This is a genomic window from Neobacillus sp. NPDC093182 (assembly GCF_044754045.1).
In genome coordinates this window covers 17,938-41,728 of record NZ_JBIVOI010000011.1, presented here as the reverse complement: position 1 = coordinate 41,728, position 23,791 = coordinate 17,938, and the positions used below count along the sequence as shown (strand labels likewise).

The following is a 23,791-nucleotide window of genomic DNA, read 5'->3' as shown; positions in this document are numbered from 1 at the left end:
AAAGTGAGGCGAAGATACATTGTTCAGTGAACAAGTTGGTAAACGCTCCAATAAAGTGAAAAACGTTGTCGAGAGAGGCGCGGTTAAAAAATTTGCAGAAGCAATTGGAGACCTCCATCCTATCTACTTTGATGAAGAAGCAGGCAGAAATTCAAGGTATCAAAACAATATTGCACCGCCTACCTTCCCTAGGACGTTTGATTATGGAGTGATTGACGGCTTAAATCTGCCGAATAAAGGATTAATTCACGGGGAGCAAACCTTTCATTACAAGCGTCCCCTAGTCGTTGGTGAAGAACTTCTTTGTTATTCCGAAGTGAAGAAATACTTTGAGAAGAAAGGTAATTTTGGTGAAATGGGTTTTCTTGTCTTGGAGAGCTTTGGTGAAGATGCAGCTGGGAACGTGATATTTAGTTCAACATCAACTGTTGTTATTTCTGAAGCTGTGAGGAAGGTGCTGACAAAATGAGTACTCTTACGCAATTACAAGTTGGTGAATCACTTAAAGAAATCCAGTTAGACCCGGTCTCACGGATTGATTTAATAAAATATGCAGGTGCCTCCGGCGACTTTAATCCGATTCATACCATCGACGAGGAAGCGAAAAAAGCCGGATTACCAGGGATTATTGCTCATGGTATGTGGACAATGGGGAATCTTGCAAAGCTTTTCACGCCGTATGTTGAAGATGGATTTGTTCAGGATTATTCGATCCGATTTAAAGGAATGGTCTTTTTAAATGATGTCATTACCCTTAAGGCAATCTTAAAAGAAGCAGTAGACAATAAATTACGCTTTCAGGTTCAGGCTGTTAACCAAAATGGAAATGAAGTTTTAAAAGGGGAAGTTTTGTTTACCCAATACTAAAACATTGATAACCCGGCCAAAAGTGAGTCTATCTATTGGCTGGGTTTATTACTTGGGTAACTATAAGAGGTTCATAGTTACCCAAAAAGATAAATACAAAGTAGATTGGTCGTTATGAATAGCCTGGAGTGACAGAAGCCTATTAATAAAATTTATTATAAAAATGGCAGCGAGAAATTTGGTGAAAAAATAGTATTGAATATTATAAATATTTTGTATATTATGTCTTTAGCAACATACCAACTAGTTAGTATGTAGAATCTTAAATAGAGAGAGTAAATTATGGCTATAGGAGGAAACGTCGATGCATGTGAGAGAGTTATTTGATTTAACAGGAAAGGTCGCAATCGTTACAGGCGGTGGACGAGGTCTAGGTCAGCAAATCGCTGAAGGATTTGCGGAAGCTGGTGCCAATGTAGTGGTGTGTTCAAGGAAACTTGAGGCGTGTCAGGAAGTCAGTGAGGGGTTAAAGAAAATCGGTGTAGATAGCCTTGCCATAAAATGCGATGTCACCGATCCAGAGGATGTACAAAATGTAGTTGACCTTACGTTGGGAAGATTTGGAAGAATTGACATTCTGGTAAATAATAGCGGTGCTACTTGGGGGGCCCTGGCTGAAGAAATGCCGCTCGAGGCTTGGAAAAAAGTAATCGACGTCAATGTAACTGGAACATTCCTTATGTCACAGACTGTGGGAAAAGTTATGCTAGAGCAGAAATCAGGAAAAATCATAAACATCGCCTCTGTAGCAGGTCTTAAGGGAAGTAATCCTAATTATATGAATGCGATTGGCTACAATACTTCTAAAGGAGCGGTAATTACTTTTACAAAGGATTTAGCGGTTAAATGGGGTCCGCACGGTATTTATGTCAATGCAATAGCACCGGGGTTTTTCCCTACGAAAATGTCAAAAGGATTGCTAGATAAAGGAGGCGAAGGAATTTTACAAGGCACTCCATTACGTAAGTTTGGTTCAGATACCGATCTAAAAGGAGTTGCCTTATTCCTAGCTGCACCCGCCTCTGATTTTATCACAGGGGATATTGTTGTCGTGGATGGCGGCGCACACGCAATGTAAAGTGACAGCTTGTATTTAAAAACAGTTAATAAGGTTCAGTAATGGCTCAAGGGAGCAGCTAATCTAGGGCTCCCATATGAAATCGTTGAATATAAAAGGAGGGAACCAATGGAGATTCTTCTTCAGCAATTATTTAATGGCTTGACAATTGGAAGCGTTTACAGTCTTGTGGCATTAGGCTTAACGCTCGTTTATGGGATCCTCCACATACCAAATTTTGCACATGGTGCATTATATATGATGGGTGGATACATAACGTTAACGATGATGACCAAATACGGATTACATTATTGGATTGCTATTTTTGTATCGATTTTGGTTGTTGGCATTATAGGTGCCTTAATGGAAAGATTTGTATTTCATCCTCTAAGAGAAGCACCTCCAATCCATGATAAAATTGCAGCCATCGGGATCCTCTTATTCTTGGAAGCTTTTGCTCAATTTGTCTGGGGGGCAGAATTCCAAAGCATGCCAACTCCATATGGTCAGGTTGTAGAAATCTTTGGTCTAACGTTTACGATGCAGCGCTTGCTTATTGTTATTTCAGCCATTGTCGTTATGATTCTATTAACTTTATTTTTGAAAAAAACCTTTACCGGTTCAACCATAATTGCGATGTCACAAAATCGTGAAGGAGCAAACTTAGTTGGCATTAACACGAACAAAGTTGCCATGCTCACTTTCATGATATCTGGTGGTTTAGCGGCTATCGCTGCGTCGTTAAGTGCACCTATCAATCTTGTATTTCCTGCTATGGGACATCTAGTCATTTTAAAAGCGTTTGTTATCATCATCCTTGGCGGTATGGGAAGTGTACCTGGAGCCATTTTAGGCGGCTATATTTTAGGATTTAGTGAAAGCTTAGGGGCAACCTATATTTCCAATGACTATAAGGACATTTTTGCCTTTGTCCTCCTCGTTTTAATACTATCTGTTAAACCTACAGGTCTGTTTTCAAAGGGGGGGCATTAATGTCAAAAATTCAAAGAATTATTATTCTAGTTCTTATTTTACTAGCCATTGTCTTTCCATTAATCAGTCAGAATGATTATTTCATTCACGTGATGACACTTTCCTTTATTTGGATGATTGGTGTTTACGGTCTAAATCTGCTAGCAGGTTATACAGGCTATCTTTCCTTGGCACATGCCGGATTCTTTGCAATAGGTGCCTACTCACTTGGTTTATTAACCGTCAAAGCAGAAATGAATTTTTGGCCGGCACTTGTTCTATCACTCGTTATTACAGGTGTCATTGGATTCTTTGTCGGCCTCATCTCACTTAGGACAAAAGAGCACTTTTTTGCTATTTATACGCTCTGTGTCGGCTATATTATCTATCTAGTCATTGATAAATGGGACAGCGTAACCGAAGGCGTTCGGGGGCTGATAGGTATTCCTGCACCGGCAAACATCGGACCACTTTCTTTTGAAACCTTACAAAGCCACTACTACTTAGTGCTGTTCTTCTTACTCCTAGTCGTCCTCATCCTGTACCGTATTGTTCACTCGCTTTCAGGCAGAACCTATATCGCAATTCGCAATAGTGAAGATTTGGCGCAAACCATCGGGATTTCCACAATGAAAAATAAATTAACGGTATTCGTGATTTCAACAGTGATAGCGGGGTTATCTGGTGCATTGTATGCCTCTTTTGTCCGTTTTATTGGACCAGATATCGGTTCAATTGCGATCGTGTTTGATTTTCTAACTTATTTACTTGTCGGCGGGATTGGCACCTTAAGCGGTCCTATTGTGGGTACGATCCTGATTGTTGTCCTATCGCAGCGGCTGCAGTTTTTACAGGATTATCGGATGCTCGTTTTCGGACCCGTGTTAACCCTGTTAATTATTTTCTATCCGCGCGGAATTGTCGGAGCAGTCGGAAGCTGGACACAAAAACGGAAAGCCTCGGTTCACCAATCAATCATTAGTGCTAAGAAACTGCCTGAAAAACAAGTAAAGGAGGGGTAAGGATGATTTTTTTGGAAACCAAGAAGTTAACCAAAAAATTCGGTGGTTTAGTGGCTGTTAACAATGTTGATTTTACGATTGAACAAGGAAAAATTAACGCCATCATTGGTCCTAATGGTGCTGGTAAGTCTACTTTTTTTAACTTGATCAGCGGTTTTCATCCCCCAAGTTCGGGACAGGTTATTTTCAAAGGGCAGGATGTTACTAAATTACCTTCTAATAAAATAGCACAGCTAGGGGTAGCGAGGACCTTTCAAACTACGAATCTATTCGAGCAATCTAGCGTGCTCGATAATATCATTGTCGGGCATAGGCTGCGGACAAAGTCTAATTTGTTCGATGCGATCTTCAGGACGAAACGGCTTAAATCAGAAGAAGCTCTTTGCCGTGAAAAAGCTATGGAGGTAATTGAGTTTGTTGAATTACAAAAAGCAGCACATAAACCCGTGGCAGGTTTAACACAAGAGGAGAAAAAACGAACAGCTTTTGCATTGGCACTCGCCACCAACCCTGACATTGTTTTTCTTGATGAACCTGCGGCAGGAGTCAATCCAGATGAGACCGAGGGTTTAGCGGTGTTAATGAAAAAAATGGCAGCTAAGGGGATTACCGTTTGTCTGATTGAACACAAAATGCAAATGATTATGAAGCTTGCTGACAAAATCATGGTGTTGAATTATGGAGAAAAGATTGCTGAGGGAAAACCTGAAGAAATCCAAAATAATCAGGGTGTTATAAATGCTTATTTGGGAGGCGGGGCCATTGCTTAGTTTGAAAAACATCTCTGTCAAATATGGCAGCTTTGCGGCGGTTCATGACATAAACATCGAAGTGAAAGAGGGAGAAATCGTCGTCCTATTAGGTTCAAATGGTGCCGGTAAAAGCACAACCTTCCGAACGATTAGCGGACTAAGTAAGCCTGCAGAAGGCGAAATTCTTTTTGAAGGAAAATCCCTAAACAAGGTGTCTGCGGACAAAATTGTTCAATTAGGGATTGGTCAATGTCCAGAAGGAAGAAAGCTCTTCCCAGCGATGTCTGTCCAGGAAAACTTAAGAATGGGTGCTTTTGTTCACAGAAGGAAGAAGGATGAAATTAAAAAGTCTTTACTGCATGTCTACGAACTTTTTCCGATACTCCTTGAGAAAAAAGATGATGCTGCCGGTTCATTAAGCGGCGGGCAGCAGCAAATGCTTGCCATTGCCAGGGCGTTAATGTCGAAACCAAAATTGATTCTACTCGATGAACCATCGGTTGGTCTAGCTCCTTTGATTGTGGAGCAGATGTTTGAGGTCATCCAGCAAATAAATCGTGAGGGGACGACGATCCTCTTGGCAGAGCAAAATGCCAACGCTGCATTAAAAATTGCGGATAAAGGGTATGTGTTTGAAAATGGCTCTATTGTCCTTCAAGGGACATCACACGAATTGTTTGCTAATGATGAGGTTAGGAAGGCGTACATAGGAGCTTAAAATTTGTTTGCCTTCTAAGGGGGTGATGGTTCACTTCACCAGGTAAAGCGACTGAAATTTATATGAAAATACAAGGGGGAAAACCATGAGAAAAATGAAATGGCTTTTTATGTTCAGTATGGTATTCGTATTAATTTTCAGCCTGGCAGCCTGCAATAGTTCAACCAATACATCCGGAGATAATGATCAAAAGGAAGATGACAATAAATCAGAAGAAGCAGAAACCGTTAACATCGGCTATACAGGTCCATTAAGCGGGCCGGCTGCCTTTTATGGTGAGCGAACACTAAATGGTGTCAAAATGGCAGCTGATGAAGTAAATGCAGCAGGCGGCTTTGAAGTGAACGGCAAGAAGTACAAATTAAATATCGTTACCTTAGACGATAAATACCTGCCAAATGAAGCCGGAGCAAATGCCAAGAGATTGGTTCAAGAAAATAAACCGCCGATTATTTTTACACCACACAGCGGCGGAATTTTCGCGTTACAGGTATTTAATCAGCTGGATAAATTTATCATTGGAGCCTATTCAAGTGAACCACAAATTACGGAAGTTGGAAATAAATTAACGGTTCGAATCCCGCCGCGATATGACGGGTATTTACAGCCATTCACTGAGTATGCAATGGAGAACTTTGGTAAGAATGTGGCATTCCTGCCAACTGCTTCTCAGTACGGTAAGGATTGGGCAGCCAACCTAAAGACTTACTGGGAAAAAGAAGGCGGTAAAGTTGTTTATGACTCTGCCATCGATTTTTCCAAAGAAACAGATTTCTTTACGATTTTAACGAACGCGTTAAAAGAGAAGCCAGATGTATTGTTCATCGGCGGTGCCTCTGAGCCTACTGCGAAAGTAGCAAAACAAGCTCGTGAGCTTGGCTTCAAAGGCGGCTTTATCGTTATGGACCAGGCGAAATTTGATGAAATGAAGGCAGTAACAGGATCCTATGACTTATTGAATGGTTCGATTGGTGTTATGCCGCTGGTAGATTCACAAGAAGCTGCGATTCCTGATTTTGTGAAACGATACCAGGAAAAATACAATGAAACTCCAGGTTCAGAAGCAGGTCTAAACTATATTGGCATGCATGTGTTTGTTGAAGCCATGAAAGCTGCTGGTTCGGTGGAGGATGTTGAAAAAATCCGCGCTAATATGCAGGCTGGCTTAGACAATTTAGCAGACGATAAGAAGATCTATGCGGTTGACAAAATTGGTGAAGATGGCGGATTTGAATTTGATTTATCTGTGGCTGCCGTTAAAGATGGAAAAATTGTTCCAATAAAAGTAGATTAATAGAGATAGTTTAGTAGAGCAAGGCATATCTATATAAAGGTCCCTCTTGTGGTTAGTAGAACACAAGGGGGGATTCTTGTGGGATTGGAATTTCATTTTTTTAATAGTTCCTTTAAAAGGAGTTGGTGATGTGAGGCTAAGTGATTTGCTTGAAACAAGCATCAGCGAGTTTGGCGAGTATCCTTTTTTACATTTTAAAGAAAAGCAATATACCAACATGGAATGTAAGATGTTTGCTGACCAATTTGCAGGCGGGCTCAAGAAGCATGGAATTGCTGTCGGTGATAGAGTCATCGTTTGTATGCCAAACTGCCCGGAAGTTATTTTTGCATATCAGGGGATAACGAGATCAGGCGCTATTATTGTACCAGTTATGTTCACCCTCCATCCAAAAGAACTGCATTATATTGCATTAAACTCTGGGGCAAAAGCAGTGATTACCTCCTCACTTATTCTAGGAAACGTAGAGAAAGCACTTGAAGGGTTATCTTCGCAGCCATTAGTTGTCGTTGTGGATCAGCCGACAAATGAAGGCAGGTTAAACTTTTATGATGTAAAAGGTAAGGATTCTTTTGTTTCTCGCAGTGAAGGGAGGGAGGATGATACTGCTGTTATTCTTTACACCTCTGGTACTACTGGAAATCCAAAAGGTGTTCTGTTAACACATAAGAATTTAACGAGTAACGCTCAAAATTCACTTAACCATAACAAACTTGAACGGGGAACAACCATTGGCGTTCTTCCGCTTGCACATGTTTATGGGCTGACCATTTCAAATATTTGCTTGTTAGTGGGCAGTTCGATTGTTATTTTTTCCACCTTTGACACAGGTGAAGTATTTAAAGCGATTGAAAAATATGGAGTAAAGAACTTTTCCGCGGTACCAGCGATGATTCATGCCTTAGTTTCCTATCCTTACGCTGACCAATATAACACCTCAAGTCTTGAATCGGTAAGTTCCGGTTCAGCACCGCTGCCTGTCGCTTTGCTGCATGCTTTTGAAAAAAAGTTTGGTGCTAAGGTGTATGAAGGCTACGGTTTATCGGAGGCTGCTCCTATTGTGACAGCTCATAAAGATGGAATTGAAATTAAACCTGGCTCTGTAGGGATCCCGATTCCAGGAGTGGAAGTGAAAATTGTTGATGACCATGGTAACGAGGCAGCATGTGGCGAGGTTGGTGAGCTTTGTGTCCGCGGAGAAAACGTCACACCCGGCTATTATCAAAATGTTGAAGAATCAAGAAAAGTCCTGATCGATTCCTGGTTACATACGGGTGATATGGCACGAATGGATGATGAAGGGTATGTCTATATTGTTGACCGCAAAAAGGACTTGATCATTCGTGGAGGATTTAATGTCTATCCACGGGATGTTGAAGAAATTTTAAATACTCATGAAACCGTATCTGAAGTCGCAGTGGTTGGCGTTCCTGATGAAAAGATGGGTGAAGAAATGGTGGCCTGTGTTGTGGTGAAACCGGGAGCGGTTGTAAGTGAAGAAGAATTAATTCGCTTTTGTCAGGAGCATGTAGCAAAAAACAAAACACCGCGAAGAATTGTTTTTCTCGAGACTTTGCCAAGGAATGGTGTCGGAAAAATTTTAAAAACACACCTGCGCAAAACGGTCGCAGAAATAGAGGTTAAGTAAATAACTAGGAGGTCTAAAATGACAGAGAGAAAAATGTTAACGACGAGTAAAAGAGGATTATTGGAGGATTCATTCCCGTTCCGTTTATATCAAAAGGCGAAAAGATTAGGAAACTGGAATCCAGCGGATATCGATTTTAGCCAGGATGCTAGAGATTGGAAAACACTTAATCATGAACAGAAGGATGATATTCTTCGCTTAATCTCACAGTTTCAAGCTGGAGAAGAAGCAGTAACGCTGGATTTGCTCCCGCTGATCATGGCGATTGCAAAAGAAGGTCGTCTTGAAGAAGAGATGTTCTTAACAACATTTTTATATGAAGAAGCAAAGCATACAGAATTTTTCCGGCTTGTATTGAATGCAATCGGCGAAAGAGGGGATCTATCCCATTTCCATACAGAGACGTATAAAAAAATCTTCTATGAAATCCTCCCAACTACGATGGGACGTCTTGTGACAGACCAATCTCCAGAAGCAATTGCAGAAGCCTCCGTTGTTTATAACATGTTTGTTGAAGGTGTCTTAGCAGAAACAGGTTATTATTCTTTTTACCAAGCGTTAGAAACTGCCAATATCATGCCAGGTCTCTTAGAGGGCATTGGAAATTTGAAAAAGGATGAGTCCCGGCATATTGGCTATGGCACCTTCCTGCTTCAACGATTAATTTGTGAACACCCTCATCTCTTTGATTTTGTAGCGGCGAAAATGACTGAACTTACTCCTTTATCACTTAGATTAAATGAGGAAGGAATCGCGGGAAGGGAGGTAAGCGCATTTGGCGGGGATCCGGCATTGGTAATGGATTTTACGCTTAAACAGCTGTCAGTAAGGATGGAAATTCTCGCACGTGCAAAAGGCAAAAAAATCGAAGAGATTTATAGATTCTCAGAAACTGAATTAGGCGTACTATAAAAAGGAGGAACGAAAATGACAGTAAAAGTGGAAGTTCAAAGTTTTCCGCTGTTTATTAATGGAAAATGGGAACCTGCTGGCAATCAAGAAACCTTTGATGTCTTTAACCCTGCTACTGGTGAACTCGTGGCAAAAGTGGCAAAAGGTACTGAAGAAGATGTTGATCGTGCAGTCCAGGCTGCAAGAGATGCGTTTGATAACACCGACTGGAAAAATATGAATCCGAAAGAACGCGCCAAGATTCTTTATGCGATTTCCTATCAAATTGCAGCGCATGCTGAGGAGCTAGCTTATTTAGAAGCCATTAGTTCCGGCGGCACAGTACGAAGAATTGGCAACAGCGATATTTTGCAAATGGTTGATCTATTCCAAACACTGGCTAACTTTACCCTAGAATATCCATTCTCGGAAACGTTGCCAGTACCGCCATTTCCAGGACCAGCACATAATTTTGTCTGGCGGGAACCGATTGGAGTGTGTGCTGCCATAACACCTTGGAATTTACCAATGGTCATTGCAACCTGGAAAATAGCTCCTGCGTTAGCAATGGGTAATACGGTGGTGATTAAGCCGGCAAGCTATACACCTTTATCAACACTTAAGCTGGCTGAATTAATTTCCAATGTGGTGCCGCCAGGAGTGATTAACGTAGTAACAGGCCCTGGGGCTGAAATTGGTGAAGCGCTAGTTCGTCATCCAAAGGTAGACAAGGTAGCCTTTACCGGCTCAACAGAAGTAGGCAGAAGGATTATGGGATTGGCTTCTGAAACCATTAAAAATACAACATTAGAGCTAGGCGGGAAGTCACCAAACATTCTTTTAGAAGATGCGGATCTAAGCGTCGCCCTCCCAGGCAGTCTGTTTGGAGTGTTTTTACATTCTGGTCAGCTATGTGAGAGCGGAACCCGCCTGTTTGTACCAGATTCCTTGTACGATCAAGTCGTTGCCGGCCTGGTCGCTTTAACTAGTAAGTTGAAGCTGGGAAATCCGCTTGATCCGATGACAGATGTGGGACCAGTTATTTCAAAAAAACAAAAAGAAAGTATTCTTTCTTATATCGAGGCTGGTAAACAAGAGGGAGCCACCCTTGTTTGCGGTGGAAAGGAAGTTAAGGTAGCTGGCTGTGAAGATGGATACTTTGTAGAGCCAACCATTTTCACCAACGTCACCAATGATATGAAAATTGCACAGGAAGAAATTTTTGGACCAGTTTTATGTGTGATTCGCTATTCGGAGTTAGACGAAGCGATTAAGATGGCCAATGATACGATATATGGTTTGGCGGCAGGTGTTTGGACACGCGATGTCAATAAAGCGTATCAAGTTGCAAGAAAACTGCAGGCTGGTGTTGTTTGGATAAATGACTGGCATATGCTTAGAAGCGACGCGCCATTTGGCGGTTATAAACAAAGTGGAATTGGCAGAGAAATGGGGCAGCAATCACTAGACGCCTATACCCAAACAAAGCATGTCCACACTTCAATGTCGCCAGAGCTTGAAAGACGGAGCTGGTATGGTATTCTGTTTGGCCAAAACTAATGAAGAGGTGAAGAAGATCATGAAAACTTCCTTATCACAGTTTATGCTTCGCACTGGTATTTACAGCGGTTCAAATTCAAGGGCAATGGTACCAAGCTTGTTTGCGGGCATTGGTGCCAAAAGAGTCGTCCTTTTAAGTGACAGAGGGCTGGAAAAAGCCGGTGTCGTCCAAAAAGTTGCAGAAATATTTCATTTAACTGGTCATGGAAGCGGACCGCAGTTGGTTGGACAATTTCTAGATATCTCTCAGGATGCGGAAAGCCGCTGTATCAATGAGGCTGTCCGTTATGTAAAAGAAGTGGGTGGAAACGCCCTGCTGGCAGTTGGCGGAGGCAGTGTATTGGATACCGTAAAAGGGGTAAAATATGCACTTCATAAAGGATTAACGGATATAAAAGAGGCGATTCCAGGCGGACTGTTATATGAACAATTCCCAAAGGCAAACTTTATTCCAATTCCACATATCGCGATTCCGACAACTGCAGGTACAGGGTCAGAGGTTTCACCGATTGCGGTTATTTTTAATGAAGATATTCAAATGAAGACAAACATCATCAATCCATTCATAAATGCCGATATGGCTGTCCTAGATCCTGATTTAACGGTTGGACTTCCACCCTACATCACGGCCTTTACCGGTTTTGACGCCTTGACACATGCAATAGAAGCACTTGCTTCGCCAACGGCGACAGCGCTCACAGACGCTTATGCCCTGCATGCAATTCGGTTAATTGAAAAAAATCTCCCAGTCGCCGTGGCAGAAGGTACGAATGTAGCCGCCCGAATGGATTTATTACAGGCAAGCCTAATGGGTATAACCGCATTTAGCTTTGCCTTGAATGCGATTCCGGTACACAATATGGCACACGCCTACGGTGCGTTTTTCCGCATTCCACATGGCTTAGCCAATGCAGTCTTCCTGCCTGTTGTTATGGAAATGGTTCCTGCATTATACCTGCCAAAGGTAAAGGAGCTTGCTGAAGTATTAGATGTTGAGGTGAAAGGTGATACTGCAGAAGCGGCATTAGCAAAGGTGGTAGAAAAGATACGTTTGCTTCAGCACAAGGTTGGTCTTCCTGCAGATTTCAAACAATACAATATCTCGGAAGAAAATCTCGCACAAACGGTGCAAGCCGTCATGAAAGATCCAGCAGCACTAAGCTTCCCAATGCCAAAAGAATTAATCGCAGCAATTGGACAAAGAGTTGTCCCTCTTGGAGTAAAATAAAATTTGTGACCTAGCCGGCGAATTGATTATTCGTTGGCTGGGTTTTAATTTTTTTTTTGAATACTTTGAAAGAATCATATATAATTTTCGTTAGGGTCAAACTCAGTTATGGAGCTTGTCTACATATATTAATATGATTAGGAGTTAAAACAATGGAAAAAGTACTTATTTTCGGCCACAAAAACCCTGACACAGATACGATTTGTTCTGCTATTGCATATGCAGATTTGAAAAAACAACTTGGAATGGATGTAGAGCCAGTCCGTTTAGGAAGCGTGAATGGTGAAACGCAATATGCTTTGGACACGTTCAAAGCAGAGGTACCACGCTTAGTTGAAAATGTGGCTTCTGAAGTGAATTCAGTTATTTTAGTTGATCATAATGAGCGCCAGCAAAGTGCCAATGATATCGCAAACGTTCGTGTCTTAGAAGTAATCGATCACCACCGAATCGCTAACTTCGAAACAAGTGATCCTTTGTACTATCGTTGTGAGCCAGTGGGCTGTACAGCAACTATCTTAAATAAAATGTACAAAGAAAATGGCAAGGAAATTAAAAAGGAAATTGCTGGCCTTATGCTATCAGCGATTATTTCAGATTCATTGCTGTTTAAATCCCCAACTTGTACGGCTGAAGACGTTGCGGCTGCAAAAGAATTAGCTGAAATTGCAGGTGTCGATGCTGAAAGCTATGGCTTAGAAATGCTAAAAGCTGGTGCAGATTTAAGTGACAAAACAATTGAACAATTAATTTCACTTGATGCAAAAGAATTCGAAATGGGTTCAAGCAAGGTAGAAATCGCTCAAGTAAACGCAGTTGATACTGCTGAAGTACTAGCTCGCCAAGAAGAATTAGAAGCTGCGATTTCAAAAAACATTGAAGAAAAGAACCTAGACTTATTCTTATTTGTGGTTACGGATATCTTAACAAATGACTCTGTTGGTTTAGCACTTGGAAGTAAAACCAATGCAGTCGAAAAAGCATACAATGTTACCTTAGAGAATAATACAGCCGTTCTAAAGGGCGTTGTTTCCCGTAAGAAACAAATCGTTCCAGTGCTGACTGATATTTTTAATCAAGGGGTTTAATAATAAGGAAAACCGTTCTTATATTATATGAACGGTTTTTTTTATTTTTAGGTTAAGATAAAGGGAAAATGTTGATTTTAGAACCTGTTGATTTGTGCGGAAGGCGCGAGACTCCTCGAAAATGCTATCGCATTTTCTTCGTGCGTGGGCGGATTCAAGGATGAAAATCAATGTCCTGCAGGAGGACGGGACAGGGGAGTCCCCGCAGGCGCTTTAGCGCCGAGGAGGCTTCCCGAACCGCCTGGAGCACAAATCAACAGCCTATTCTTTTAGTCAAAACTACTACGTTGACTGTACAGTTTTAGTTATGATAATATTATATAATAATAGAAAGGGGTGGGTAAGTTGGGAAGTTGTATCGTATCGGCGAAATAGCTAAGTTAATGAACATCTCCAAAAGAACAATCGATTATTACACCCAAATAGGCTTACTAAACCCTATTCGGACGGATTCTAATTATCGATTGTATGGAGAAGACTGTATTCAAATTATGCATTTAATTGAACACTATAAAAATCTTAATATGCCACTTGAGGAGATTAAGTCTTCGATTGAGCTAATTAAGACGGAAAACTGTGTTGATAAGCAAAAGGTAGAAAAGCATTTTGAACAGATTGGGATTCTAATGCGTCATCTAAAAGAAGAAATCGAAGCAATTGAACCAATTCTTGACAAACTAAACAGCGGTCAAAAAGAAATGGTGAAAAATAAACTTTCTTCACAAGGTGTACCTTTAGCTCAAACTTTATTATTATTACTAAGTTAACTTACTTTTACAAAAACCAGGAGGTGTATTCCTTACTCATTCTTTGAGTATGGAGACCATTGACCATTATTAACTTGATTGTGATTGCAATTTTAATTGGCTTTACGGCATTCTTTGTGTCTTTCGAATTTGCCATCGTAAAAATCCGTAGTACACGAATTGATCAGCTCGTAGCAGAAGGCAATAAAAAAGCAATTGCGGCTAAGAAAATTGTTTCAAATTTAGATGAATATTTATCAGCATGTCAATTAGGTATTACCGTTACTGCTTTAGGATTAGGCTGGCTGGGTGAACCAACCGTTGAACACTTACTACATCCATTGTTTACTCATTTAAACATACCTGAATCTGCAGCAGGAATTTTGTCCTTTGTTATTGCTTTTGCATCTGTAACCTTTTTGCACGTTGTAGTCGGAGAACTTGCGCCAAAAACGATTGCCATCAATAAAGCAGAGGCAGTTACGTTACTTTTTGCAAAACCAATGATTATTTTTTATAAAATCATGTATCCATTTATTAAAACATTAAATGGTTCTGCTCGTATAATCGTTGGACTCTTTGGTTTGAAGCCTGCTTCAGAACATGAAGACGCACATTCAGAGGAAGAACTTCAATTAATCATCTCTGAAAGCTACAAGAGCGGTGAAATTAATCAGTCTGAATACAAATATGTAAACAATATCTTTGAATTTGACGATCGGATTGCAAAAGAAATCATGGTTCCACGAACTGAAATCGTCGCTTTCGACAAATCCCAAACATTACAAGAATGTTTGGAAATTGTAAAAGTAGAAAATTATACTAGATATCCAGTCATTGATGGTGAAAAAGATAACATCGTCGGTATGTTGAACATGAAGGAAGTTTTAACAGATTATATCAGCGGTAAAAATCTTGATACATCCATTGAAGAATATACCCGTCCGGTGATTCAGGTCATCGAATCGATTGCCATCCATGATTTATTAGTTAAAATGCAAAAAGAACGCGTTCATATGGCTATTTTAATGGATGAATATGGCGGGACAGCAGGTTTAGTGACGGTTGAAGATATTCTCGAAGAAATTGTAGGGGAAATTCGCGATGAATTTGACGAAGACGAAGTACCGGAAATCAACAAAATTAGTGAACATAAGACAGTTGTCGACGGGAAAGTTTTAATTGACGAAGTAAACGATTTGTTTGGTCTAGACATTCATGACGATGAAATGGATACGATTGGCGGATGGGTCCTTTCTGAAAAAATGGATGTCGTTGAAGGTGACAAAATCAACTACGGCGATTATGAATTTAAGGTTCTCGAAATCGATGGGTACCATATTAAATTATTAGAAATTGTAAAATTAATGAAACACGAATCTATAGCTTAAAACTCCACCCTCTTGTATATACGGCAAGAGGGGTTTTTATTGGCAAGAATAGTTTGAATATTCATGAAATATTACAAATTATGTGCGAAAAAGTGATTTTAGTTAGTATTTGTCGAAGAAATATAATAGGGATTTAGGAAGTTTTCACTTAATATATAGTGTAATAGATTTACTTCTAAAGTACTATTTTTTCGAGGGTCATTTGTACTATTAATATTTTCTATTGAATAGTATTTAGAAAAACGGAAGGAGGATTATCTTGAAAAAATTCAGCCTGCTGATTTTGTGTCTATTAGTCTTGTTACCTTCTGTGGTTTCTGCCCATACCCATCTTTCAGAATCTAACCCGATAGAGGGACAGGTAGTTGTCGATGAGTTAAAAGAAATCACGCTGACCTTCGATGGGAACATAGAAAAGTTAAGCTCCATGAAAATAGTAAAGAATGGTTCAGAATTGACTGCTCACCAGGTACAGATTGAAGCAGAAAGCGACCTTTAAATGGGAGCAGGTAAGCGGTCCTGCAGTTACACTTAGCGATTCAGGCGCATCTAACCCAACGCGTTTCCTAAACAGTTTGTTCCGGTTGGCTTTAAATTAACGGTTACAGGCTTAAATGGTCAATCTTCGACAAATGAGTCAATTGTTACCATTACACCAGCTCCAGACAATCTTACTGCACCACGAGGTACTTTTGTGCAAAGTACAGGTACATTAACTGTACCTGGAACTAGTGATGTATTTGGACCAGGAGTAACAATCACGATATCAAAAAGTAATCAAACCACTCCTCTTGGTACAGCAGTGGTGGGACCTGATGGTAAATGGGTCTTCTCGAAAAGGGGACTTACATTTGTAACAGGTGAAACGTTAACAATTGTATCTAGTTCAGGTGGTAAACTCAATAATGTGCCTGTATTAATTTCAACTAGATAACAAGTCAGCTGGAAAGAAACTCAATTGTAGAGTTTCTTTCCTTTTTATGTAAGGAGAAAAAATGGGCTTTATCTCAGACTCTGTTTCGGAACGAAAGGCATTATTTATTCGTCTAATGAATAAAAGGTCCTGAAAGGGTTGAAGATATGCTATTCTTAGTGTTATTTCTTATCGGGCTGCTGATTCCGTTTTTATTAATAAAGGTTAATCCAAGCTGGATTGTTTGGGTACCTTCATTTGTTTTATTTATAGCTGCTATTGTTATTTATGGAAAAGCAGTGTTTTTTCCGGGAGAGGGAATGGCCGATTTGGCGGAGCGTCTATACTTTATCATTTTTGGATTGACCGCCATTGGCTCGATTGTGGGTGGACTAATCGTACATTTTTTAAGAAACAAATAACTTTTATTACAGTGTCAGGTCCACTAGCATGGATCTGGCTTTTTTTCTTAATATCCATCTGCATGTAACTAGGAATACAGTCATATGGTGTAAAAAGGAGGTATCAAATGATTAGTTTAAATGGCCGAATTGTCAAGCCTGAGGAACTTAGTAAAGACATTACAAGCACCGAGCAAAAGGTGATTATAAAACAAATGGCGAGTTACCCTGTGATTTATCATTATGAATCAATACAGCAGCTAAAGTTTGAATTATTATTTAGGGTAAATACTATTAAAGCGGCAACGGCATTAGACAAAAGCGGTGCAAAGTTTACGACTTTCGCTTATTCCTTTCCTAACAGAAAATACTGGTATCGATTACCAAACGGAGGGTTTCTTTTACGAGAGGGAGTAAATCCTTCAGAAGGAATCGAAGATATCGTGAAAAATGGGGAGCTCTATGCCTTTGAATGTGCTACTGCAATTGCCATTGTGTTGTACATTTCTGTCCTGTATACAATTGGACCGAGGGCATTTAATACGTATTTTAGGCGTCTATACTTAATGGATTGGCAATTTGACGAGGATCTCCCGGTTTACCAAAAAGATGGAGAGGATTTTCTTATTGGGGACGTTTTACATTTTAAAAATCCAGATTTTGACCCTAAGCAGCCATGGTGGCGTGCCGAAAATGTAATCTTTTTTGGTAATGATAAATTCTATGGGCATGGAATTGGAATTAGAGATTCTAAGGCGATTATTAACTTTTTAAACGGAAAGAGAAAAGAAAACGCGGATGAATCTGCCTACCTTATGCGTATGATCACAAGACCAAATTATAAAACCATTAGCTTGTTACGGTAAAAAGTAAGGAGCTTCCATTACGGAGGCTCCTCATATATATTAACCGTGCAGTCTTCCATCGAAATTTGCGTACAGCTGTTTACATAACAGATGGTCCAGCTCACGCCGTCTTTCAACTTCCATTCTCACATTTAATTTACGTTTATAGACTTCATAACAAACTCCATGTGCACTCAGCAGACCTTTTTCCATCTCATTTGTGTACTTCAGTTTCAAATAATGGATAATGAATCCCTCCGGTTTTTACCGTTTATTACGGCTTAATGTTTAATACAGTACTAATGATAACACTGCGAATTTTTCCTTACAAAGTCGAAAAAACGCCATATCTAGCTGTCAGCTTTGCTGACATGGATACTCGTGAAAATAACTCACAGGTTCTTAAAATAGAAGCCATATCCTTCCATTAAGAGCTTGTACTGTATTTTTAACCAAACAAAAAGAAAGCCCATTGCTTCTGCAGCAATGGGCTTTCTAAATAATTTCTTTTTTAATTCATAGATTTATCTAACATGAAATCGGCTTTTGGTAATGTAATAATCTTGCCGCCAATTTGTACGTGTACGGTATCGTTGAAAATGGCTTTTACAATTCCCTTTAGTGAGACGCTTGAGTTGATTGAGATATCTTTTTTATCAGATTGGTTTGCCATATTAATCAACACCTTCCAAAGTTAATTATAAAATATTATATATGAATAAAAACAAAAAAAGCGAGTAAAAAGTCTCAAAATAACAAAAAATAAATAATTTGTTCATGTTATTTATAACTAATGTCAAGGGGTGTGAACATAAGTTGAAAATAACATGAACTATAGTTCAAGTATTACATGATTAAGTGATTCTGTCAATGGAAACATGAACTAGGGTTCAATATTTGTGTTTTGTGTTATAATAGGGATGAGGTGAGAAAAATGTCAGACCGAGAAGACCAGCTGACGGGTGAGTTTCCATTAATTCCAAAGCAGGAACGTGCCCAGATAAAAAGAGAGTTGCTGCTAAAAAGTGGTCATGAATTATTTATTTTAAAAGGATATGAGCATACAACGGCAAAGGAAATCGCAGCACATGCAGGGGTAGCAACCGGTACTTTTTATCGGTACTTTTCGGATAAACGACAGCTATTAATGTCTCTGTTAGAGGATCAAATCGAGATGTTAATGCCGCCTGAACCAAAATGGGGTGTCGCAGATCCAGAAACCACGCTGGCTTCCCTCTTAGAAGCACATGATAAACGCATTAAGGAGATGGGAATGCAGCGAGTCCTTCCTGAATTGCTGGCTAAGGATATAGAATTTGTTGAGGTACTTGGAGCAGCAAAACGAAAAATATTTAATCGAATTCTTATAGGATTAACGAAGGCATATGAGAAGGGGCTAACCTGGAAAGATTTAGATTTAAATACAGTTACGTGGTCGCTGATGACTTTGGCAGAGCATGCACCCGAAAAAATGAAACAATGCGGGAATGATACTGATTATCGTGAAGTTGCAAAAGTAATTTGCCGATTAATTTTTCCGCCAGAAGTGATCAAAAAATTACAATCAAATGAAACGGAAGAAAAGTAATGGTTTTTGAAAGGATGTAACCGCTGGGAATGGAAAAGACCCTTGATTTGAATAATATAAAAGCAATTAAAATTGAACTGACTCGTTTTATGATGGCCTATAAATTTGCCCTCGATGAAATGACAACAAAAATTAATATACTTAAAGATGAGTTTAATTATATTCATGATTATAACCCAATAGAACACGTAAAATCTCGGTTAAAATCACCTGAGAGTATTTTTAAAAAAGTACAAAGAAAAGATTGTGATTTTACGTTAGACAGTATAAAAACTACTATTAAAGATATTGCCGGAATCAGGATAACCTGCTCATTTATTTCAGATATTTATGAAATAAGCAGGATGATTGCCAATCAGAAAGATATTCGAATTATAGAATATAAGGATTATATCAAAAATCCAAAACCAAATGGTTATCAAAGTCTGCATATGATTGTGGAAATTCCGATCTTTATGTCCGACCGTGAGGAGCTAATTATGGTTGAGATTCAAATCCGTACCATTGCTATGGATTTCTGGGCAAGCCTGGAACATAAAATTTATTATAAGTACAACAAAGAAATCCCTCAAAAAATGCTTGATGAATTAAAAGCAACCGCTGAGATGGCTGCACATTTGGATCGAAAAATGGAAGGGCTTCATAAAGAAATGGCGAAAATGAAGAGAGCAGATGAGGCGGAAGAAAAATTTTTGCTTCCGCTTGGAATGGGAAATAACAAACTTAAATTATTTGAAACTTTTATGGAAGAACAACTGGGAATTAAGTAACAGTAAGCCTATTCTATAAATAGGATTCTTTTGTATATCGCTTTAGGGTACGGGGGTATGATATAATAACAGAAAATGAGGTGATGGAATGTCTTTTGAACATGAATATGAGGAAGAAATGAATGATGACTCCTGCTGTGCGACCTCAGGCAGCCACCGTAAAAGCCATCATTCTGATAAGGTAAAGAGTAATCTTGTTACAAGGCTTAATCGAATTGAAGGGCAAATTCGCGGAATTAAAGGAATGATCGAAAAGGACACCTATTGTGATGATGTAATCACGCAGATTTCCGCAACGCAATCTGCATTGAATAGTGTTGCAAAACTCTTGTTAGAAGGTCATCTGAAAACGTGCGTAATCGAAAGAATTCAAGAAGGAGACCAAGAAGTTTTAGACGAGGTTCTCGTTACCATTCATAAATTAATGAAGAAATAAAAGCATTCATCAAGCCGTACTTATTGTACGTCTTTTTTTATTTCTATTAAGTTATTTGCTAGAAGGAATAAGAAAATAGTATGAAGAATATTATAGTTATAATATTCTGAAAACTAAGAGGGGTGAGGAATATAAAGGCGACGAAAATAATCCTAATGGTATTTGCTGGACTTGTACTTTCTTATAGTGTTTATGCTTATACAGTGTTTTACGGAACACCTTGGGGTAAACAACAAAATAAAAAACTTATGCAAAGCTACATTACCGAAAAATATCAAACCGGATTTGTGCTTTCCAAAGTTAGTTATAACTTTTTAAGCGAAACATACCAGGGATTTGCCTATCCAAATGAGCACTCGAACCTCTTGTTTATGATTGAGGAAGACATCGACTCTTCTGCTGGCTATTCGGATAATTACCCTAAAGTTATGTGGGATAGTGAGTTAGCGGCCAGCCTTAAAGAACAAATAAAAGGACTTTTTCCAAATTTAGATGAAGGAATGTTTAAAGCACTGCAAATTAAGGACAAAGGGGAATTCTTTGGTCCGAATATACCTACTTATGAAGAAACCAACATTTCGATTCTCTCCACCTCCATTCCTATCGATATAAAAGCAAATTGGACACAATTGAATCAAAAAAACGAGATACAGAAAATGAAGAAGCTTAGTCAATTTCTGCAACAAGCCAATTTTCCGGTCCTAATGGAGATACGCTATTATCAAGATGAAATGAATGATCAGGCTAAAGTCTTCTTTATTACGGAAAAAGGCGAAATCATTGAAAAATAGTGCTGCCACTCATGGTGGAGCACTTTTTTTATGGTTGTATTAATTTGTGATGAGGATTCAGCAGGATGTTGTTTAATGTTCTCCTTCTGATCATGAGCAGGCCAAGGTTGTTATTGGTTTCCATGATAGAATTATTTTCTAATGTTTGATAGTTTACAGCATCCTTCCATAAAAAGGTGTTTGAATTATGACCTTTTCGGACTTCTTTAATGTGATAGGAAGGGGTACAAACACGTTGAATTTCGTTGTTTTTTCTTTTTATAGCATTAATGGCCATAATCTGTTTCATCAAGATCCCCCACAAACCGCCGAAGCTCATATTTTTTAGTGGAGAACTAGTAAATTGATTAATCGTGAGTTTTTGCCCATTTTTAAAGGAAACAGTAGCTGTAACAGCAGAGGCATAATGAACATCACCCGATAAAATAATACACCTGCTCGGTTTCCATGCGGCCACCTGATGGAGAAATTCAGTAAATCCTTTTCCATTATACTTCCACGCTTCAAAATCAAACCTCGTATGAACGTTTACTCCCAATACTTTTAACGGATATACAAAATCATGTAAAAAGGTTTCAATCAGGCCCAGTCCATATAACGGTGTTGCCGAAACAATGATTAATGGCCTGCCGCTCTTCCATTCGCTATCAAACAGACTGCCGGTTACAAGCTCCCAGCCTTTTTGACTAATCAGCTGCGGAGCCCAGATTGATTCCTCGATAAGTTGACCCCATTTCTCTGGTCTTGGTTCCATGTTATATTCTCTTTGTGTACGTGTGTCCAGAAAGAGTGCTTTTGGATTTGTCGGAGCAACAAAATGCCAAGAGTCAAAGTTCCAAAGAGTGTTTTTCCACTCTTCTTGATACGTCATGATTTTTCCAATGCTTAGCATTTTAAAATAAGTTTTCATCATCCAAAGGAATTGATCATCATAGGATTGCGGCGCATTACCTCATCCTTGAAAGGCCCAATAAGCAGATAATCCATTGGCAATCACATGACTCCCTAGAGCGGAGTTTCTAACATTTTCCTTCCACTTATAGGATATATTCCAATCATCGGTAATATCATGGTCATCAAACATCATGTAGGCTGGTATGTTTGCAAGAAGACGCCGTATACGATAAAGAGACTTTTTCATATCTCTCTTCTTTTGGAAAAACAAAATAAATTTGATCCTCTTTTACACAGTCATCGTAGTGTTCGAAGAGTGCATATTCTTGTGCAGTTTCCCAAAGCTGCGGGCTCCATGACAGCAGATACATGGCAGCATACTCTCCGAATGTCATTAGGTGATTGCTTGCGTGGGATGAGGTGAAATGGCAAAAATTCTCCATAATATATTGCCTGCCGTTGACTTGGTTCAACGCCGTTTGGAAGGGCTCCTGGTTTAGCCGCGCATCTACTAATTCGAGGGGCTCACTCGCACCAATTAATTCCTCGCTAAGTTTAGAAATGACGGGAAACAATGGGTCTGCGACATCATCTGCATAGATTTGGTCTACCATCAAAAATAATGTGCTAGGACGAACTAGTAAATTATTATATTCCTTTTCTAGCAGCATGTCCGCAGTAGAGAGTGTATCCTCCTCATCGCCATGAGGTTTTCGACATGAACCATACAGGACATTGCAGCGTTGTGCCGAGCTGTTAAGAAAAAAGGCAGGGTAGTCAAGGCCGCCGTAGGTGATGGAGTACGGATTATCTTTCGATAGCAGCCCTAAAGATTTCAAGTCTTGAAGTTCAGAGCCTCGTTTAAAATCAATATTGTATCCGAGTAAGGTATCTGTGGGGAAGGCATCGCGATCAGGGGAGAGTTGGATTAAATGAATAAACAATTGTTTACCCATCCGTATTCTATTCGTCTCACATTTTGTTTGGATAACATGATAATCAAAAGAATGGGTTTCCTTACCTGAAGTGATACGATAAATCGCAGCATGAATTCGGTAACTTTTACTGGTCGCAATCCAAATTGTTATTTGATTGGGTTCTGCTCTGCGAACAATTGGTCCAGACAAGATCATTGGTAAGGTAATGGAATTCATTTTTATCACCTCATCATTATATTATTTTGGTCTAACTATTTTATTCCAGTACTTGGGATTTGGTGTGGAACTTGGGATTGCTTGTGCAGGAAGGTGAATTGTAGAAATATTGCCAATATTTTTTCGGGATATGGTTTATAGCTGCTTTATAATGATAATAAGACAAGAAAAAGTCGACAGGATAACGTTCGTTCGTAAATAGAGTGAAAATTTTCCATGGAGGGTAGGATGATTTATGAAGACATTGATTGTTTATTGCTCATCTCATGGCACAACAGAAAAAGCTGTCCAATTGGTGAGTGAGTGGATGGAAGGAGAAGTCCTGGCAGTTGATTTAAAACGGGATAAAATCACTTTTGAAGTACGCGATTATGACTTCGTAATCATTGGTGGCTCGATCCATGCCGGAAGTATTCAAGGGAAAATAAAGCATTTTATCGGCAGGCATTATGAAGAGCTGTTAACAAAAAAACTGGGTCTTTTCCTTTGCTGCTGGCACGACGGAGAGACAGCGTTTGAACAATTTGACGCTGCCTTTCCAGAGGAATTAAGAAATATATCAATTGCTAATGGTATTTTTGGCGGAGAATTCCTAGTCAGTAAAATGAACTTTATTGAGAGACAAATTGTTAAAAAAGTAAGTGGAATTACAGAGGACACATCGAACTTAGATACAACGGCTATCATGACCTTTGTTATGAAAATCAATGCAGCCTTTGCACATGTATAAAAAACGCCTGACCCGCTCTGGGTCAGGCGCTTTTT

At 39.4% G+C, this 23,791-nt stretch carries 28 protein-coding genes; 24 read left to right on the top strand and 4 right to left on the bottom strand.

From position 1 onward, the window contains the following. Positions 1 to 19 precede the first annotated feature (19 nt). The 19 genes from ACIQAA_RS19640 (at position 20) to ACIQAA_RS19550 (ending at position 17,414) form a co-directional block, all read left to right on the top strand. A complete protein-coding gene (locus ACIQAA_RS19640) occupies positions 20 to 469 on the top strand; it encodes a MaoC family dehydratase N-terminal domain-containing protein (protein WP_402622538.1) in 450 nt (149 codons plus the stop codon). Next, complete coding sequence (locus tag ACIQAA_RS19635) at positions 466 to 867, top strand: MaoC/PaaZ C-terminal domain-containing protein (RefSeq protein WP_402622536.1); 402 nt, start codon at positions 466 to 468, stop codon at positions 865 to 867. Before ACIQAA_RS19640 ends, ACIQAA_RS19635 begins: the two co-directional genes overlap by 4 nt. A gap of 304 nt (positions 868 to 1,171) precedes the next feature. Then, on the top strand, positions 1,172 to 1,945 hold the full coding sequence (locus ACIQAA_RS19630; RefSeq protein WP_402622534.1) for an SDR family oxidoreductase: 774 nt from the start codon (positions 1,172 to 1,174) through the stop codon (positions 1,943 to 1,945). A gap of 108 nt (positions 1,946 to 2,053) precedes the next feature. After that, positions 2,054 to 2,917, top strand: coding sequence for a branched-chain amino acid ABC transporter permease (locus tag ACIQAA_RS19625; RefSeq protein ID WP_402622532.1), 864 nt, complete (start codon positions 2,054 to 2,056; stop codon positions 2,915 to 2,917). Next, positions 2,917 to 3,918, top strand: coding sequence for a branched-chain amino acid ABC transporter permease (locus ACIQAA_RS19620; protein ID WP_402622530.1), 1,002 nt, complete (start codon positions 2,917 to 2,919; stop codon positions 3,916 to 3,918). Before ACIQAA_RS19625 ends, ACIQAA_RS19620 begins: the two co-directional genes overlap by 1 nt. 2 nt (positions 3,919 to 3,920) lie before the next feature. After that, on the top strand, positions 3,921 to 4,688 hold the full coding sequence (locus ACIQAA_RS19615; protein ID WP_402622528.1) for an ABC transporter ATP-binding protein: 768 nt from the start codon (positions 3,921 to 3,923) through the stop codon (positions 4,686 to 4,688). Beyond that, positions 4,681 to 5,388 carry an ABC transporter ATP-binding protein gene (locus ACIQAA_RS19610; protein WP_402622526.1) on the top strand — a complete coding sequence of 236 codons (708 nt, stop codon included), beginning with the start codon at positions 4,681 to 4,683 and terminating at the stop codon, positions 5,386 to 5,388. The genes ACIQAA_RS19615 and ACIQAA_RS19610 overlap by 8 nt, the downstream gene beginning before the upstream one ends. Positions 5,389 to 5,473: 85 nt before the next feature. Beyond that, positions 5,474 to 6,682 (top strand): ABC transporter substrate-binding protein, encoded by a 1,209-nt coding sequence (locus tag ACIQAA_RS19605; protein ID WP_402622524.1) that lies wholly within the window; start codon positions 5,474 to 5,476, stop codon positions 6,680 to 6,682. A 76-nt stretch (positions 6,683 to 6,758) separates the two neighbouring features. Then, positions 6,759 to 8,330: an AMP-binding protein gene (locus ACIQAA_RS19600; RefSeq protein ID WP_402622522.1), complete on the top strand. Its 1,572-nt coding sequence runs from the start codon at positions 6,759 to 6,761 to the stop codon at positions 8,328 to 8,330. An 18-nt stretch (positions 8,331 to 8,348) separates the two neighbouring features. Then, the gene (locus ACIQAA_RS19595; protein WP_402622521.1) at positions 8,349 to 9,242 is read left to right on the top strand and encodes a R2-like ligand-binding oxidase; all 894 of its coding nucleotides are present in this window, start codon (positions 8,349 to 8,351) and stop codon (positions 9,240 to 9,242) included. 15 nt (positions 9,243 to 9,257) lie between these two features. Continuing rightward, the gene (locus ACIQAA_RS19590) at positions 9,258 to 10,781 is read left to right on the top strand and encodes an aldehyde dehydrogenase family protein (RefSeq protein ID WP_402622520.1); all 1,524 of its coding nucleotides are present in this window, start codon (positions 9,258 to 9,260) and stop codon (positions 10,779 to 10,781) included. A gap of 19 nt (positions 10,782 to 10,800) precedes the next feature. Next, entirely contained in the window at positions 10,801 to 12,009 is a 1,209-nt protein-coding gene (locus tag ACIQAA_RS19585) for an iron-containing alcohol dehydrogenase (protein WP_402622518.1), read from the top strand. A 152-nt stretch (positions 12,010 to 12,161) separates the two neighbouring features. Continuing rightward, complete coding sequence (locus ACIQAA_RS19580; protein WP_402622517.1) at positions 12,162 to 13,097, top strand: manganese-dependent inorganic pyrophosphatase; 936 nt, start codon at positions 12,162 to 12,164, stop codon at positions 13,095 to 13,097. A gap of 353 nt (positions 13,098 to 13,450) precedes the next feature. Beyond that, complete coding sequence (locus ACIQAA_RS19575) at positions 13,451 to 13,864, top strand: MerR family transcriptional regulator (RefSeq protein ID WP_307195897.1); 414 nt, start codon at positions 13,451 to 13,453, stop codon at positions 13,862 to 13,864. A 59-nt stretch (positions 13,865 to 13,923) separates the two neighbouring features. Further along, positions 13,924 to 15,234, top strand: coding sequence for a hemolysin family protein (locus ACIQAA_RS19570; RefSeq protein WP_402622515.1), 1,311 nt, complete (start codon positions 13,924 to 13,926; stop codon positions 15,232 to 15,234). Positions 15,235 to 15,493: 259 nt separating this feature from the next. Beyond that, on the top strand, positions 15,494 to 15,733 hold the full coding sequence (locus ACIQAA_RS19565) for a copper resistance protein CopC (RefSeq protein ID WP_402622514.1): 240 nt from the start codon (positions 15,494 to 15,496) through the stop codon (positions 15,731 to 15,733). A gap of 195 nt (positions 15,734 to 15,928) precedes the next feature. Beyond that, positions 15,929 to 16,168: a hypothetical protein gene (locus tag ACIQAA_RS19560; RefSeq protein ID WP_402622512.1), complete on the top strand. Its 240-nt coding sequence runs from the start codon at positions 15,929 to 15,931 to the stop codon at positions 16,166 to 16,168. Positions 16,169 to 16,314: 146 nt separating this feature from the next. Next, positions 16,315 to 16,569: a hypothetical protein gene (locus tag ACIQAA_RS19555; RefSeq protein ID WP_402622510.1), complete on the top strand. Its 255-nt coding sequence runs from the start codon at positions 16,315 to 16,317 to the stop codon at positions 16,567 to 16,569. A 107-nt stretch (positions 16,570 to 16,676) separates the two neighbouring features. Next, positions 16,677 to 17,414 (top strand): protein-glutamine gamma-glutamyltransferase, encoded by a 738-nt coding sequence (locus ACIQAA_RS19550; RefSeq protein WP_402622508.1) that lies wholly within the window; start codon positions 16,677 to 16,679, stop codon positions 17,412 to 17,414. Between the two features lie 39 nt (positions 17,415 to 17,453). Here the strand turns inward: ACIQAA_RS19550 and ACIQAA_RS19545 are convergent, their stop codons facing one another. Continuing rightward, on the bottom strand, positions 17,454 to 17,630 hold the full coding sequence (locus ACIQAA_RS19545; protein WP_402622507.1) for a YuzK family famiily protein: 177 nt from the start codon (positions 17,628 to 17,630) through the stop codon (positions 17,454 to 17,456). Between the two features lie 274 nt (positions 17,631 to 17,904). Beyond that, positions 17,905 to 18,066 carry a hypothetical protein gene (locus tag ACIQAA_RS19540; RefSeq protein WP_165979054.1) on the bottom strand — a complete coding sequence of 54 codons (162 nt, stop codon included), beginning with the start codon at positions 18,064 to 18,066 and terminating at the stop codon, positions 17,905 to 17,907. Positions 18,067 to 18,327: 261 nt separating this feature from the next. Here ACIQAA_RS19540 and ACIQAA_RS19535 point away from each other — a divergent pair, with 261 nt between their 5' ends. The 4 genes from ACIQAA_RS19535 (at position 18,328) to ACIQAA_RS19520 (ending at position 20,978) form a co-directional block, all read left to right on the top strand. Then, positions 18,328 to 18,981: a TetR/AcrR family transcriptional regulator gene (locus ACIQAA_RS19535; RefSeq protein ID WP_402622505.1), complete on the top strand. Its 654-nt coding sequence runs from the start codon at positions 18,328 to 18,330 to the stop codon at positions 18,979 to 18,981. A 29-nt stretch (positions 18,982 to 19,010) separates the two neighbouring features. Then, complete coding sequence (locus tag ACIQAA_RS19530) at positions 19,011 to 19,751, top strand: GTP pyrophosphokinase (RefSeq protein ID WP_402622503.1); 741 nt, start codon at positions 19,011 to 19,013, stop codon at positions 19,749 to 19,751. Between the two features lie 88 nt (positions 19,752 to 19,839). Further along, a complete protein-coding gene (locus tag ACIQAA_RS19525; protein ID WP_402622502.1) occupies positions 19,840 to 20,187 on the top strand; it encodes a metal-sensitive transcriptional regulator in 348 nt (115 codons plus the stop codon). Between the two features lie 122 nt (positions 20,188 to 20,309). Beyond that, on the top strand, positions 20,310 to 20,978 hold the full coding sequence (locus ACIQAA_RS19520; RefSeq protein ID WP_402622501.1) for a YfjL-like protein: 669 nt from the start codon (positions 20,310 to 20,312) through the stop codon (positions 20,976 to 20,978). A 28-nt stretch (positions 20,979 to 21,006) separates the two neighbouring features. On the opposite strand, the gene ACIQAA_RS19515 is transcribed toward ACIQAA_RS19520, so the two are convergent. Further along, positions 21,007 to 21,888: a metallophosphoesterase family protein gene (locus ACIQAA_RS19515; RefSeq protein ID WP_402622499.1), complete on the bottom strand. Its 882-nt coding sequence runs from the start codon at positions 21,886 to 21,888 to the stop codon at positions 21,007 to 21,009. Positions 21,889 to 22,054: 166 nt separating this feature from the next. Beyond that, positions 22,055 to 23,026 (bottom strand): hypothetical protein, encoded by a 972-nt coding sequence (locus ACIQAA_RS19510; protein WP_402622497.1) that lies wholly within the window; start codon positions 23,024 to 23,026, stop codon positions 22,055 to 22,057. 235 nt (positions 23,027 to 23,261) lie between these two features. Here ACIQAA_RS19510 and ACIQAA_RS19505 point away from each other — a divergent pair, with 235 nt between their 5' ends. Continuing rightward, a complete protein-coding gene (locus ACIQAA_RS19505) occupies positions 23,262 to 23,756 on the top strand; it encodes a flavodoxin domain-containing protein (protein ID WP_402622495.1) in 495 nt (164 codons plus the stop codon). Positions 23,757 to 23,791: the final 35 nt, after the last annotated feature.

Excerpts from the sequence above, each read along its gene's own strand:
- ACIQAA_RS19630 (WP_402622534.1), top strand. The coding sequence starts at position 1,172 with ATGCATGTGAGAGAGTTATTTGATTTAACAGGAAAGGTCGCAATCGTT.
- ACIQAA_RS19540 (WP_165979054.1), bottom strand. The coding sequence starts at position 18,066 with ATGGCAAACCAATCTGATAAAAAAGATATCTCAATCAACTCAAGCGTC.
- ACIQAA_RS19550 (WP_402622508.1), top strand. The coding sequence starts at position 16,677 with ATGATTAGTTTAAATGGCCGAATTGTCAAGCCTGAGGAACTTAGTAAA.
- ACIQAA_RS19590 (WP_402622520.1), top strand. The coding sequence starts at position 9,258 with ATGACAGTAAAAGTGGAAGTTCAAAGTTTTCCGCTGTTTATTAATGGA.
- ACIQAA_RS19505 (WP_402622495.1), top strand. The coding sequence starts at position 23,262 with ATGAAGACATTGATTGTTTATTGCTCATCTCATGGCACAACAGAAAAA.
- ACIQAA_RS19525 (WP_402622502.1), top strand. The coding sequence starts at position 19,840 with ATGTCTTTTGAACATGAATATGAGGAAGAAATGAATGATGACTCCTGC.
- ACIQAA_RS19635 (WP_402622536.1), top strand. The coding sequence starts at position 466 with ATGAGTACTCTTACGCAATTACAAGTTGGTGAATCACTTAAAGAAATC.
- ACIQAA_RS19535 (WP_402622505.1), top strand. The coding sequence starts at position 18,328 with ATGTCAGACCGAGAAGACCAGCTGACGGGTGAGTTTCCATTAATTCCA.
- ACIQAA_RS19510 (WP_402622497.1), bottom strand. The coding sequence starts at position 23,026 with ATGAATTCCATTACCTTACCAATGATCTTGTCTGGACCAATTGTTCGC.
- ACIQAA_RS19585 (WP_402622518.1), top strand. The coding sequence starts at position 10,801 with ATGAAAACTTCCTTATCACAGTTTATGCTTCGCACTGGTATTTACAGC.
- ACIQAA_RS19605 (WP_402622524.1), top strand. The coding sequence starts at position 5,474 with ATGAGAAAAATGAAATGGCTTTTTATGTTCAGTATGGTATTCGTATTA.
- ACIQAA_RS19530 (WP_402622503.1), top strand. The coding sequence starts at position 19,011 with ATGGAAAAGACCCTTGATTTGAATAATATAAAAGCAATTAAAATTGAA.
- ACIQAA_RS19615 (WP_402622528.1), top strand. The coding sequence starts at position 3,921 with ATGATTTTTTTGGAAACCAAGAAGTTAACCAAAAAATTCGGTGGTTTA.
- ACIQAA_RS19580 (WP_402622517.1), top strand. The coding sequence starts at position 12,162 with ATGGAAAAAGTACTTATTTTCGGCCACAAAAACCCTGACACAGATACG.
- ACIQAA_RS19620 (WP_402622530.1), top strand. The coding sequence starts at position 2,917 with ATGTCAAAAATTCAAAGAATTATTATTCTAGTTCTTATTTTACTAGCC.
- ACIQAA_RS19555 (WP_402622510.1), top strand. The coding sequence starts at position 16,315 with ATGCTATTCTTAGTGTTATTTCTTATCGGGCTGCTGATTCCGTTTTTA.
- ACIQAA_RS19515 (WP_402622499.1), bottom strand. The coding sequence starts at position 21,888 with ATGAAAACTTATTTTAAAATGCTAAGCATTGGAAAAATCATGACGTAT.
- ACIQAA_RS19625 (WP_402622532.1), top strand. The coding sequence starts at position 2,054 with ATGGAGATTCTTCTTCAGCAATTATTTAATGGCTTGACAATTGGAAGC.
- ACIQAA_RS19595 (WP_402622521.1), top strand. The coding sequence starts at position 8,349 with ATGACAGAGAGAAAAATGTTAACGACGAGTAAAAGAGGATTATTGGAG.